We start from the raw sequence: 12,711 nt of genomic DNA on the forward strand, positions 1-12,711 counted from the left end.
GCCATTACCGCAGCAACGGATATACACCCAAGCGCAAAACGCCCCAACTGCATTCCCACGCAAAAACGTGGGAACGATCAACGATCAGCCCGCCAACCCCACAAACATATCCTGCACATCATCATGATTATCGAGCCCTTCCAAAAAGGCCTCGACCTCCGCCATCTGCTCATCACTCAACCCACTCACCGGGTTCTTCGGCTGATAACCCAACTTGGCCGACAACACCGTAAACCCCTGCTCCGGCAAAGCCTTCTGCACCGCGTCCAGATCGGCGGTTTCGGTGATGAACAGGGTCGTACCCTCTTCATCGCCCGGCTCGAAATCCTGGGCGCCGGCTTCGATTGCGGCCATTTCCGGGTCGGCGTCGGGGCTGTCCGGGGATGCTTCGATCAAACCCACGTGGTTAAAGTCCCACGCCACCGAGCCGGACGCGCCCAATTGGCCCTTACGGAACGCCACGCGGATTTCCGCCACGGTACGGTTGATGTTGTCGGTGACGCACTCGACGATCAGCGGCACCTGATGCGGGGCGAAACCTTCGTAGGTCACGCGGTGGTATTGCACGGTCTCGCCCAGTTGGCCCGAGCCTTTCTTGATCGCGCGCTCCAGGGTTTCCTTGGGCATCGAAGCCTTTTTGGCTTGCTCGACCACCAGGCGCAAGTGCGCGTTGGTGGCGGTGTCGGCGCCGTTGCGCGCAGCGATGGTGATTTCCTTCACCAGTTTGCCGAAGATCTTGCCCTTGGCGTTCGACGCCGCCTCTTTGTGTTTAACCTTCCACTGTGCGCCCATTACTCACTCTCTTGTCAGACGCGTCGATACATCGATTGGCCGACGCTTTGCCGAAGTTTATACGGCCTAAAGTTGGCAATCGACCAAAAAGTGCCGCAGACGATGGACAACCTCACCCAAGCATGTAGGGCGATTCTGAAAATTCGATTTGCATGGCCCACCAGACACCTCGATTTCGTACCCTCTGCGCCCGTGTGAATTCCTGCTGGATAGAGATCGATGCGCAACGACAAGGAAAGTCCGTTCACCCTGCACCTCGCAGCGACCGGTGAGCAGTGGCCGGTGACTCGCTTCAAGGGCGGCGAAGGCCTCAACCAGGTCTACCGTTTCGAGATCCAATTGATCGGGCCTGCACTGGATATCGACGCATTGCTGCACAGCGAAGCCTACCTGCGCCTCGGCGAACACCACGGCATCCATGGCCTGCTCGCCAGCGTCAGCCTGGAATACCGGCATCCGCGCCAGCAGGTCTGTCACCTGGTGCTGATGCCGCGCCTGCAGCAACTGCACACTCCGCGCAAACGCCGGGCGTTGAGTGCGATGACGGTGCCGCAGATCCTGCAGCATTTGCTCGAAACCAACGGCCTGAGCGAAGACCATTACCGCATCGAACTGGACGAGGCTCGCTACCCGCTGCGACCGTTCTGCATTCAGTACGAGGAAAGCGACCTACAGCTGTTGCAGCGTTTGTGCGAGGAAGAAGGCATTCACTACCACTTCAGTCATCGGCCAGACGGCCATGTGCTGGTGCTGGCCGACGACGCCTTGAACTTCGATCCGCAACCGCTGACGACGCCCTTCCATTGCGGCACCGCGCAGCCTCAAACCGGTCCGGTGATCTGGGCGTTGTATCAGCGTTACGGCCAGCCGCTCGACCGGTTACCGCCGTTCTGCCACGACCCCGCGCCGTTTCAGGACGACGAGCACGCGGCCAATCAACGACTCAGCGACGCCCGCCCGAGCATCTTGCGCGACACCCAGGATCACCTGCGCCAACGCAGTCGCCGCCACCTGGAACGCTTGCGCGCCGGGCAATCTCGAGTCTGCGGCCACAGCACCCGCTGCGAGCTGCTGAGCAGCCGTATCGTGCAAGTCGAGCAGCACCCGCTCGCCCGATTCAATGACCAATGGCTGTTGATCGAAACCCAGCATCAGTTCCAGCAGACCTCGACCACATCGGTCTACCGCAATCAGTTCACCGCGATCCTCTGGTCGACGCCGTTCCGACCGCCTCTGAAACAGCCGCGCCCGAGCATTCCCGGTTATCAGCGCGCCCGCGTGTGGGGCGTCGACGGGCAGCCCGCAGTGCTTGATCGGCAGGGTCGCCTGCCGGTGTGCTTGTGGCCCGACGACCCCGATGCCGAAGACACCGATCTCTGGCTGCCGATGGCCCTGACGGTGGCCCAGGCCTTCGCAAACCGACTGCCACTGGCCGGCAGTGAAGTGCTGGTGAGTTTCCTCGACCACGACCCGGACCGCCCGTTGATCTGCGGCCTGCTCGACCCCCAACGCGACAGCCCGCCGACGCGCCCGGCCCCGATCGACACGCGCTTGCTGTTCGACTGGTTGCTGCACGACCCGGACATCAACCTGTGAACCTGCGCCCTACCCCTTGTCAGCCTTGCCGGCAGCGGCGGCGAATTTCGCCAGACGCACATCCAGGTGCCGGGGCCGGCGCCCGTGGTCTTCGGCGCGCTCCTTGCGGCGGATCGCGTTGCGCACCATCAGCGAGCCGAGGTAGCGAATCGGCTCCGGCGGGAAATGTCCCAACGGGCCGCTGACCAGTGGCGAGCGGGTCCAGGGGTTGTCCAGGCCCTGTACCAGTGACGCGAGAATCTGCCCGCCCATGTGGCACGGGCCGACGCCGCTGCCCGAATAACCGAAACCGTAGAACACGTTGCCGCTGGCGCTCATCTGGCCGAAGAACGGTAAGCCCGTGACCGAGCGATCGGACGGCCCGTTCCACGTGGCCTCGACCCGGGCCTCGGCGAACGCGGGAAAAAACTGATCGAGGCTGCGGCGCAACAGCCCCACATACGGCGAGGGCTGATCGAACACCGGTAACATCCGCCCGCCGTAGGCAAAGGTGTTGCCGCCCTTGCCAAGCATCAGCCGTCCGTCCGGGGTGTTGTGGTAGTAGTGCACGAAAATCCGCGAGTCGAGCACCGTCACGCCGCTGGTCAAACCTATCTGCCGGAGCAGGTCCGGGCGCGGTTCAGTGATCAGCATGTCGCTGGAGACGATCGCTACACTGCGCTCGAACTGCGGGAACGCGCGCGCCATCCAGGCGTTCATCGCCAGCACCACACGATCAGCGCGCACCGTGCCAGAGGCGGTCTGGATGCCGGCCGGCAGGCCTTCCTCCAGACCGGTCATGGCGGTGTTTTCGTGAATCCGCACCCCCAGTTGCAAGGCCACCCGACGCAGGCCGCGCACCAGTTTGCCAGGCTGCACACTGGCGGCCGCTGGGGAAAACCAGCCTTCCAGGTGTCGTTCAGAACCGGCCATACGCTGTACATCCGCCAGCGGCCGCTTGCTGAACGAGTTGATGCCGTGCCGTTCCAGCGCGGCAATCACACCGTCGGTGGCACCGCACTGCGCCCGATTGGTGGCGGTGTACAGCGTGCCGTCGAGGCGGTAATCGGCATCGACGCCGTACTGCTCGCAGAAGGCACCGATCTCGTAGATGCTGCGCTCCGACTCCTTCACCAGCCGCAGCGCTTCCTCGATACCGAACAAACGCTCAAGGGTGAAAAACTTCGCCGACCAGGACAGCGCACAGCCGCCGTTGCGGCCACTGGCACCGGCGCCGCAGATGTCGGCTTCGATCAGCACCACGTCGAGTTCGGGGTTTTGCTCCTTGAGCAGAATTGCCGTCCACAACCCGGTGTAACCGCCGCCGACAATGCAGACGTCAGCGCGGGTGTCGCCGCTCAGCGGCGCGCTCGGCGGGCAGGGTTGTGCCGCCAGCGCCTGTTCCAGCCAGAAAGGTCTCATCGTTGGTTTCCTTGCGTGTGAATCAGGTCCGCAGCGGTTTGATCGCCAGGGCTCGGTTGGGCACATCAGCCTGTTCTGCCTGCAAAGCCGCAGGACGGCTGTTCCAGTGAGGGATCAGCACCAGCGCCGAGAACAGCGCGCAGCCAGCGAAGACGATGAACACCGTCACCGTGTCGAAATAACCTGGCAGCAAACCTCCGAGAATCGCCCCGACCGAGCCGCAGCCGTTGACGAAACCCGCGGCGGTGGCGCCGGCCTTGGCGGTGCCGAAATCGATCGCCGCCGCGCCACTGATCATTGAGTCCGGGCCGTACAGGGTCAGGCCCATGACAAACAGCAAGGCCACCACCAGCATCACACTGCCGCTCTGCAATGCAGCCATGAACAGCGCGAGGGTCACGGTCAACGCCAGCAGGCTCAGCACGCACGCGGGCATGCGGCGAGCGCCGAACAGTTTGTCCGAAGCCAGGCCGATCATGATCGGCCCCAGCAACCCGGCCAGTTCGAACGCGGTCGGCACAATCGCGGCGCCGACCTTGCCCACCGACGGCATCTGCTCGAAGACGATTACCGGCCCCCACAACAGAATCGCGTAGCGCGCCGGTTTCAACAGAAAGTAAGCCAGGCCGAGGGTCAGCACCGTGCGGTTGCGCAGGATCTCCCGCAGCGGTTCCCAGATGCTGATCTTGCTTTGCGCGTGGGCTTGTTCGGCGGTTAGTTCGGGTTCTGGCTCGACGGCGGGCAGGCCGACGTCTTCCGGTTTATTGCGCTGGAAAATAAAGAACAGCAGCGCCACCAGTGCCACCACCGCCGCGCTGGAAATGAATGCCGCGTGCCAGGTGCCGATCAGCGTATAGGCCCACCAGCCGGCGAAGGGCGAGGCCACCAGGCCGCCGAAGGCGTAGCAGGAACTCCATAGCCCGAGCACCCGCCCGCGTTGTTCAGCGGGAAAGAAACTGCCGATGTTCTTGCACAACCCCGACCACCCGGTGGACTGCGCCAGGCCTTGGATCAGCATGCAAGTGGCGAAGATCGGCAAGGTCGCAAAGCTGCCCATCACCAGTGCCGCCGCAGCGGAAATCAGCAAGCCGCCCAGCACTACCACTCGCGGGCCGAAGCGATCGGCCAGCATGCCCCAGCCGAACTGGCCAATGGCGTAGGCCGCCAGGTAGATGGCATCGAGGTTGGCCATGGCCATTTTGTCGAGGGTGAAATCCGGGTCTTCGGCGATGCCGAGTTTGGCCACCGAGAATGCTTTGCGGGTGAAGTAAAAAGCGGCGTAGGCGAGCCAGGTGATCGCGAAGATCTGCACGCGCCAACGCTTGATGGTGCCGATGGACTGATTCATGGTAGTTCTGACCTCAGGGTGTGAGTGTGCCGGCAGAAATCTGAAAGAAAAACGCCTGTCTTTTTATTGTTGAGCACTGCGAAGGCTCCCAGTCCTTGGGCGCCAGCGGTCAGATGAGTCCTGCAGTGAAGGGCTCATGGCCTTCGTCGCTGCTCGGTCGAGCAGTCAGCGGGGCTGGGGCCGATCAAAACAACTGCTGATAAATAAGTGAAATCGATTTATCGTATTTCCAATATAAGCTCAGCTTGTAAGAGGAATGGCGATGTCGGTCTCTCACGCGCAGCTCAAGGCGTTTCACGCGGTGGCAGTCCACGGCAGCTTCACCAAAGCCGCCGAACGATTGTTTCTCACGCAACCGGCGATTTCCGATCAGGTCCGCAAGCTCGAAGAGCGCTTCGGCGTATTGCTGTTCCATCGCAACAAACGGTCGGTGCGCCTGACTGATCTGGGCGAGCGACTGTTGAGTATCACCCAGCGTTTGTTCGTGATTGAAGCCGAGGCCCAAGAGCTGCTGCACGACTCGCGCGCCTTGCAGACCGGCAGCCTGATTCTGGCGGTGGATGCGCCGGTGCACGTGTTGCCGCAGATCGCTCGGTTCTGCGAGCGCTACCCGGGCATTAGCGTAAAGATCGAAACCGGCAACACGGATGAATCGCTGTTCCGTCTGTTCAATTACCAGGCCGACCTGGCGCTGCTGGGCCGTGACGTCAACGACGAACGCCTGCTCAGCGTGCCGTTGCGCGATGACCCGATGGTGGCGTTCGTGTCGCGCCAGCATCCGTGGGCCGACCGCGAATCGATTTGCCTGGCCGACCTCGACGACACGCCGCTGGTGTTGCGCGAGGTGGGCTCGGTGACCCGCCAGACCCTCGAAGAAGAAATGGCCCGCGCCGGGTTCCGTATTCGCCCGGCGATCCAGGTCGAAGGCCGGGAAGCTGCGCGCGAAGCCGTGGTGGTCGGAATTGGCGTGGGCGTCGTGTCCGCCGCCGAATTCGGCGCCGATTCACGGGTGTGCGCCTTGCCGATCACCGACTGCACCCGGCGCCTGACCGAAACCCTGGTGTGCCTGCGCGAACAGAGTTCACGGCGGGTGGTAGCGACTTTTCTGGAGATGGTGCGCGAAAGCCTGGCCTGATCCGGATCCGCTGTGCAATGGGCCTCGCCGCCAAGATCTGGATCAAGATCAAAAGCAGAGCCGCGGAGGTGCAACACTCAGGTCGGCGCCAGCTCCAGGAACGCCCGAATCAAGCGCAACTCCCGCCGCCGTTCCATGCAGCCAATCATGTGCCGGTTGACCAGCCCGTCGCCGTTGATCGGCACGGCCACCACGCGCGGGTCGTGGCTGACTTCCACCGACGACACCACGCCCACCCCCAACTGCGCCGCCACCGCTTCAGTCACCGCCTCGCGGCTGTCCAGTTCCAGTAGCACCCGCGGATGAATCAACGCCGCCGCGCACGCTTCATCGAAGGTGCGACGGGTGATCGAACTCGGCTCGCGCAACACCATGATCACCTGGTCCAGTTGCTCGATCGCCACGCCCTCGGCCAAGGTCGCCCACGCATGCCCGGCCGGCACCAGCGCGCAAATCCGTGACTCGTTCAAGGCCTGCAAGTGCAAGCCCTTGCGGGGTTCGACCTCAGTCAGCACCGCCACGTCGGCATGTTCCGATACCAGTGCCGCCAAGGTTTCCTGAGCATTGCCCAGCCGCAGGTTGACGGTGATCCCCGGATAACGCGCACGCAGGCTGGCAAGCATCGGCATGACCATGTGCGGGCCGTCCGCCGCCACCTCCAGGCGTCCGGTCAACAGTTGCCGATTGGCTTCGAGCATCACTTGCGCCTCGTCCGCCAGGCTGAACATCGCCCGGGTGATCGCCGCCAGTTTGGTGCCCTCTTCCGTCAGCTCGACCCGCCGCGCGGTGCGCCGCAGCAAGGTGATCTGGTAGCGCTCTTCCAACGCCTTGATGTGCCCGGTAACCGCCGGCTGGCTGATGAATAAGCGCTCGGCGGCGCGGGTGAAGCTGCCCTCCCGGGCCACGGCGTCGAAGGCGCGCAGCTGGAACAGGTTCATGAATAACCCTCACTGATGGCTGGCATAACAATAAACAATTTGATTGATAACTGCACAAAACGCAATTTAAGCCCCGTAGCTTCATCCCACCGATTGCGAGGACACGTGAATGAGTATCGCCGAACCTATCCTGCTCACCCCCGGCCCACTGACGACGTCGGCGCGCACTCGCCAGGCGATGATGGTCGACTGGGGCTCGTGGGATGACCGCTTCAACCAACTGACCGCCAGTCTTAAAGAACAACTGCTGGCGATCATCAACGGCACCGCCACCCACGATTGCGTGCCTTTGCAAGGCAGCGGCACCTTCGCTGTAGAAGCGGCAATCGGCACTCTGGTGCCCCGCGACGGCAAAATCCTGGTGCTGATCAACGGTGCCTACGGCAAACGCCTGGCGAAAATCTGCGAAGTGCTCGGTCGCTCCTTCAGCACCTTCGAAACCGCCGAAGACGAACCGACCACCGCGGCTGACGTCGACCGCCTGCTGCGCGCCGACGCGAGCATTACCCACGTGGCGCTGATCCACTGTGAAACCAGCACGGGCATCCTTAACCCGCTGCCGGAGATTGCCGAGGTGATCGCCGGGCATGGCAAACGGCTGATTATCGATGCCATGAGTTCGTTCGGGGCGCTGCCGGTGGACGCCGCGAAGGTGCCGTTCGATGCCTTGATCGCCGCCTCGGGCAAGTGCCTGGAAGGCGTGCCGGGCATGGGCTTCGTGTTTGCCCGCAAAGAATCCCTGGCCGCCGCCGCCGGCAACTCGCACTCGCTGGCGATGGACCTGCACGACCAGCACGTCTACATGGCCAAGACCGGACAATGGCGTTTCACCCCGCCCACCCACGTGGTCGCGGCGCTGCATGAAGCCTTGCTGCAATACAACGAAGAGGGCGGCCTGCCGGCGCGGCACCAACGCTACGCCGACAACTGCCAGACGCTGCTCGACGAGATGGCCGGGCTTGGATTGCGCAGCTTCCTGCCAGAGGCGATCCAGGCACCGATCATCGTCACCTTCCACGCACCGAACGACCCGCGCTACCAGTTCAAAGAGTTCTACGAACGGGTCAAGGCCAAGGGTTTCATCCTCTACCCCGGCAAATTGACCCAGGTCGAGACCTTCCGTGTCGGCTGCATCGGCCACGTCAACCCGCCGGAAATCAAGGCAGCGGTGGCGGCGATTGGCGAGGTGTTGCGCGAGATGGAAGTGGTCAATATCTGAACCACACCACCCTGCTTATAGGAGCGGCATTGCTTTGGGCGGTTTTCCGACGAAAGCAATCCGTCTGCCTCCGCCCCTATCGCCTTTACAGACGCCTTCGCGAGCAGGCTCGCTCCCACACTAAACAGCGCTTATTCACAGGACTCTACTGACCATGAACTACCAGAACCCCACCCAACTCCAAGCCGCCATCCTTGACTGGGCTGGCACCGTGGTCGATTTCGGCTCGTTCGCACCGACGCAGATTTTCGTCGAAGCCTTCGCCGAGTTCGATGTGCAGGTCTCAATCGACGAAGCCCGCGGCCCGATGGGCATGGGCAAGTGGGACCACATCCGCACTCTGTGCGACCTGCCGCAGGTAGCCGAACGATACCGAAAGGCGTTCGGCCGCACCCCGACCGACGACGACGTCACGGCGATCTATCAGCGTTTCATGCCATTGCAGATCGAGAAAATCGCCGAGCACTCGGCGCTGATTCCCGGCGCGCTGGAGACCATCGCCGGGCTGCGTGAGCAAGGGATCAAAATCGGTTCATGCTCCGGCTACCCGAAGCAAGTGATGGACAAAGTGGTCGAACTCGCCGCCACTAATGGTTATGTCGCCGACCACGTGGTCGCCACTGACGAAGTGCCGAACGGCCGCCCATGGCCGGCCCAGGCGCTGGCCAATGTGATCGCCCTGGGCATCGATGACGTGGCGGCGTGCGTGAAGATCGACGACACCGTGCCGGGCATCCTCGAAGGTCGCCGCGCCGGCATGTGGACCGTGGCGCTGATCTGCTCGGGCAACGCCCTGGGCCTGGACTACGAGGGTTATCGCGCCCTGAGCAGCGAGGAACTGAGCAGCGAGCGCAAGCGCATCCACGCCCTGTTCGAAAGCTCGCGGCCGCACTACATGATCGACACCATCAGTGACTTGCCCCAGGTGATCGCTGACATCAATCAGCGACTGGCGCGAGGTGAAATGCCGCAGGCCAATTGATCAATCAAAAGGCCCATAAAAAAAGCGCCGACTCCTTGGCAGGAACCGGCGCTTTTTTATGCCTGGGGAAACCCTCGCCGGCCTTGCAAGCCGCCGGTATGAATGAAGATCAGCCGCGTGCCTGGGGCGAATCGTCCGCCGGCAACCTGTTGCTTGAGCGCGAGCAGCGCTTTGCCGGTGTACAGCGGTTCCAGCTCAAGGCCGGTGGCTTGCTCAGCTTCGGCGATGAACGCCAGCAGCGCCGGGTCAATCTGGGCGAAACCACCGCGGCTGGCGTCAAGCAGTTCATAGCCGCTGCCGGCGCCGACGATCGTTTGCACTTGCTGCGCGACGCCATGGTCACCGGGCACCGCCAGGGCGCCGTACACCGGATGGCTGCCCTCCTCGGCCAGGACCAGCCCCGCGAGTGTGGTGCCGGTGCCGCACGCCAGCCACCAGCCGTGATAGTCGTCCCAACCGAGGCTGGCCAACTGATCGGTGACCAGCGCTTTCAACGCCCGGCAGCCCTGCGCCCCCGGCAATCCGCCACCGCCCTCCGGTATCGGATAGAGGTTGGGATAACGCGCCTGCCATGGCGTCCAGAACCCCGGTTGGTTACGTGCGCGATACCCGGCGTAACCCAGCCAGTGCAAGTGCATGCCGAAGGCTTGTAGATCGCGCACGGTTGGCGTGTCGAGCGGATGACCGCGCACCAGCCCGACCGTGGCAAACCCCAGGCGTTTCCCGGCCGCCGCCAAGGCATGCAGGTGATTGGAATGTGCGCCGCCGAGGCTGATCAGCCCTTCGGCGCCTACCGTATCGGCGGCTTTGAGATATTCGGTGAGCTTGAACCACTTGTTGCCACTGATCAGCGGATCGATCAGGTCCAGGCGCAGGATCGCGACTTGGACGTTGGCGGCGTTGAGCCAGTCCAGGTGCAGGGGTTGCAGCGGCGCTTGGGGTAGCCAGTCGGCGGGGGGAGAAAGCATGAGGCCGGTTCTTGAGGAAAGAGCCGGCATGTTAGCAGTGGCGACTGCTTTTTATCTTTTGGGCTTGCCACAGGGTTGGTGCGGCGCTTTCAGGAATCGAATGGATTGTGAGATTTTTGGGTCTGCTGCGCAGCCGAGCGGGAGCAAGCTCCCTCGCCACAGGGGCGGTGTCGATCATAAGAGCTCGGCACACCGCAAAACCTGTGGGAGCTGGCTTGCCATCGATGGGGGCCTGGCACGCTGGACCTGCCGCTTACAGTTCAGCGGCCAATCGCGAACCCTGGTTGATCGCGCGTTTGGCGTCGAGCTCGGCGGCGACGTCCGCGCCGCCGATCAGGTGCACATTCTGCCCCGCCGCGACCAGACCGTCGTGCAATTCACGCAACGGATCCTGACCGGCGCAGATGACGATGTTGTCCACCGCCAGCAACTGCGGTTCGCCCGTTTCGCCGATGCGGATGTGCAAGCCGTCGTCATCGATCTTCAGGTACTCGACGCTGTTGAGCATCTGCACGCGTTTGTTCTTCAGCCCGGTGCGGTGGATCCAGCCGGTGGTCTTGCCCAGGCCGTCGCCGACCTTGGTAGCCTTGCGCTGCAACAGGAACACTTCCCGCGCCGGTGCATGCGGTTCAGCCTTGATCCCCGCCACGCCACCCCGTGCTTCCAGGTGCGTGTCGATGCCCCACTCTTTCCAGAACGCCGCGCGGTCGAGGCTGGTGGCAACCCCTTCGTGCACCAGAAACTCGGAGACGTCGAAACCAATCCCGCCGGCGCCGATCACCGCGACTTTCTTGCCCACCGGTTTGCGCTCAAGGATCACGTCCAGGTAACTCAGCACCTTGGCGTTGTCCACGCCGGGGATCGCCGGCGTGCGCGGGGCGATGCCGGTGGCGAGGATAATTTCGTCAAAGCCGCCGGCCAGCAGTTGCTCGACATCCACCCGAGTGTTCAGGCACAACTCGACGTTAGTGGTCTGCAATTTGCGGTTGAAGTAGCGCAGGGTTTCGAAGAACTCCTCTTTGCCCGGCACACGCTTGGCAATGTTGAACTGGCCGCCGATTTCACTGGCGGAATCGAACAGCGTCACCTGATGCCCGCGCTCGGCAGCGACGGTGGCGGCGGACAACCCGGCAGGGCCGGCGCCGACCACGGCGATTTTCTTGATCTGCTGCACCGGCAGGTAATTGAGCTCGGTTTCATGGCAGGCCCGCGGGTTGACCAGACAGGTGGTGAGTTTGCCGCCGAAGGTGTGATCGAGGCAGGCCTGGTTGCAGCCGATGCAGGTGTTGATTTCGTCGCCACGGCCGGCAGCGGCCTTGTTGACGAAGTCCGGGTCGGCGAGGAACGGCCGCGCCATCGAGACCATGTCGGCATCGCCCTCGGCGAGGATCTGCTCGGCCACTTCCGGGGTGTTGATGCGGTTGGTGGTGATCAGCGGAATGCTCACTGAACCGCGCAGCTTGGCCGTGACTTTGCTGAACGCAGCGCGCGGCACCTTGGTGGCGATGGTCGGAATCCGCGCTTCGTGCCAGCCAATGCCGGTGTTGATGATGGTCGCGCCGGCCTGCTCGATGGCTTTGGCCAGGGTCACGATCTCTTCCCAACTGCTGCCGCCTTCGACCAGGTCGAGCATCGACAACCGGAAAATGATGATGAAGTTCGGGCCGACCGCTTCGCGCACCCGACGGACGATTTCCACCGGCAAGCGCATGCGGTTTTCGTAGCTGCCGCCCCACCGGTCAGTGCGATGGTTGGTATGCGCGGCGAGGAACTGGTTAATGAAATAACCTTCCGAGCCCATGATTTCGACGCCGTCGTACTCAGCCTTCTGCGCCAGCACCGAACACGTGACGAAATCGCTGATTTGCTTCTCGATGCCCTCTTCGTCCAGCTCGCGCGGCTTGAACGGATTGATCGGCGCCTGGATAGCGCTCGGCGCCACTTGCTTGGGGCTGTAGGCGTAACGGCCAGCGTGGAGAATCTGCATGCAGATCTTGCCGCCCGCTTCATGCACCGCGCGGGTGACGATCTGGTGCTTGAGCGCTTCTTCTTCGGTGGTCAGCTTAGCCGCGCCGGAATACACGCCACCTTCATCGTTCGGGCCGATGCCGCCAGTGACCATCAGGCCAACACCGCCCCGGGCGCGTTCGGCGAAATACGCCGCCATGCGCTCGAAGCCACCGGGTTTTTCTTCCAGGCCGGTGTGCATCGAGCCCATCAGGGTGCGGTTGCGCAAAGTGGTAAAACCCAGGTCCAGCGGGGCCAACAGGTGCGGGTAATGAGCGGCGGCCATCGGTAACTCCACATCGAGCGATCACGGAAATTGCGGAAA

10 protein-coding genes are annotated in these 12,711 nt (G+C 63.0%); 4 read left to right on the top strand and 6 right to left on the bottom strand.

Annotation, left to right across the window (positions count from 1 at the left end; translation table 11 throughout):
• Positions 1 to 84: 84 nt before the first annotated feature.
• Positions 85 to 792 carry a YebC/PmpR family DNA-binding transcriptional regulator gene (locus RG836_RS19780; protein WP_310848699.1) on the bottom strand — a complete coding sequence of 236 codons (708 nt, stop codon included), beginning with the start codon at positions 790 to 792 and terminating at the stop codon, positions 85 to 87.
• Positions 793 to 1,011: 219 nt separating this feature from the next.
• Between RG836_RS19780 and RG836_RS19785 the strand changes: the two genes are divergently transcribed.
• Positions 1,012 to 2,388: a type VI secretion system Vgr family protein gene (locus tag RG836_RS19785; protein ID WP_310848701.1), complete on the top strand. Its 1,377-nt coding sequence runs from the start codon at positions 1,012 to 1,014 to the stop codon at positions 2,386 to 2,388.
• Between the two features lie 9 nt (positions 2,389 to 2,397).
• Here the strand turns inward: RG836_RS19785 and RG836_RS19790 are convergent, their stop codons facing one another.
• A complete protein-coding gene (locus RG836_RS19790) occupies positions 2,398 to 3,789 on the bottom strand; it encodes an FAD-dependent oxidoreductase (protein ID WP_310848702.1) in 1,392 nt (463 codons plus the stop codon).
• Positions 3,790 to 3,811: 22 nt separating this feature from the next.
• Entirely contained in the window at positions 3,812 to 5,137 is a 1,326-nt protein-coding gene (locus tag RG836_RS19795; RefSeq protein ID WP_310848704.1) for an MFS transporter, read from the bottom strand.
• A gap of 262 nt (positions 5,138 to 5,399) precedes the next feature.
• Here RG836_RS19795 and RG836_RS19800 point away from each other — a divergent pair, with 262 nt between their 5' ends.
• Positions 5,400 to 6,272: a LysR family transcriptional regulator gene (locus RG836_RS19800; RefSeq protein ID WP_310848707.1), complete on the top strand. Its 873-nt coding sequence runs from the start codon at positions 5,400 to 5,402 to the stop codon at positions 6,270 to 6,272.
• A gap of 77 nt (positions 6,273 to 6,349) precedes the next feature.
• On the opposite strand, the gene RG836_RS19805 is transcribed toward RG836_RS19800, so the two are convergent.
• Positions 6,350 to 7,210 (bottom strand): LysR substrate-binding domain-containing protein, encoded by an 861-nt coding sequence (locus RG836_RS19805; RefSeq protein WP_310848709.1) that lies wholly within the window; start codon positions 7,208 to 7,210, stop codon positions 6,350 to 6,352.
• Positions 7,211 to 7,319: 109 nt separating this feature from the next.
• On the opposite strand from RG836_RS19805, the gene RG836_RS19810 reads away from it, so the two are divergent.
• Positions 7,320 to 8,429, top strand: coding sequence for a 2-aminoethylphosphonate--pyruvate transaminase (locus tag RG836_RS19810; RefSeq protein WP_310848710.1), 1,110 nt, complete (start codon positions 7,320 to 7,322; stop codon positions 8,427 to 8,429).
• Positions 8,430 to 8,583: 154 nt separating this feature from the next.
• Entirely contained in the window at positions 8,584 to 9,411 is an 828-nt protein-coding gene (gene phnX, locus RG836_RS19815; protein ID WP_310848712.1) for a phosphonoacetaldehyde hydrolase, read from the top strand.
• 56 nt (positions 9,412 to 9,467) lie between these two features.
• On the opposite strand, the gene RG836_RS19820 is transcribed toward phnX, so the two are convergent.
• Both RG836_RS19820 and RG836_RS19825 read right to left on the bottom strand, forming a co-directional pair.
• Positions 9,468 to 10,379: a 1-aminocyclopropane-1-carboxylate deaminase/D-cysteine desulfhydrase gene (locus tag RG836_RS19820; RefSeq protein ID WP_310848713.1), complete on the bottom strand. Its 912-nt coding sequence runs from the start codon at positions 10,377 to 10,379 to the stop codon at positions 9,468 to 9,470.
• Positions 10,380 to 10,632: 253 nt separating this feature from the next.
• Complete coding sequence (locus RG836_RS19825) at positions 10,633 to 12,672, bottom strand: NADPH-dependent 2,4-dienoyl-CoA reductase (protein ID WP_310848715.1); 2,040 nt, start codon at positions 12,670 to 12,672, stop codon at positions 10,633 to 10,635.
• Between the last annotated feature and the right edge of the window lie 39 nt (positions 12,673 to 12,711).

The sequence above is a fragment of the Pseudomonas rhizozeae genome, assembly GCF_031583775.1.
Taxonomy (GTDB): Bacteria; Pseudomonadota; Gammaproteobacteria; order Pseudomonadales; family Pseudomonadaceae; genus Aquipseudomonas.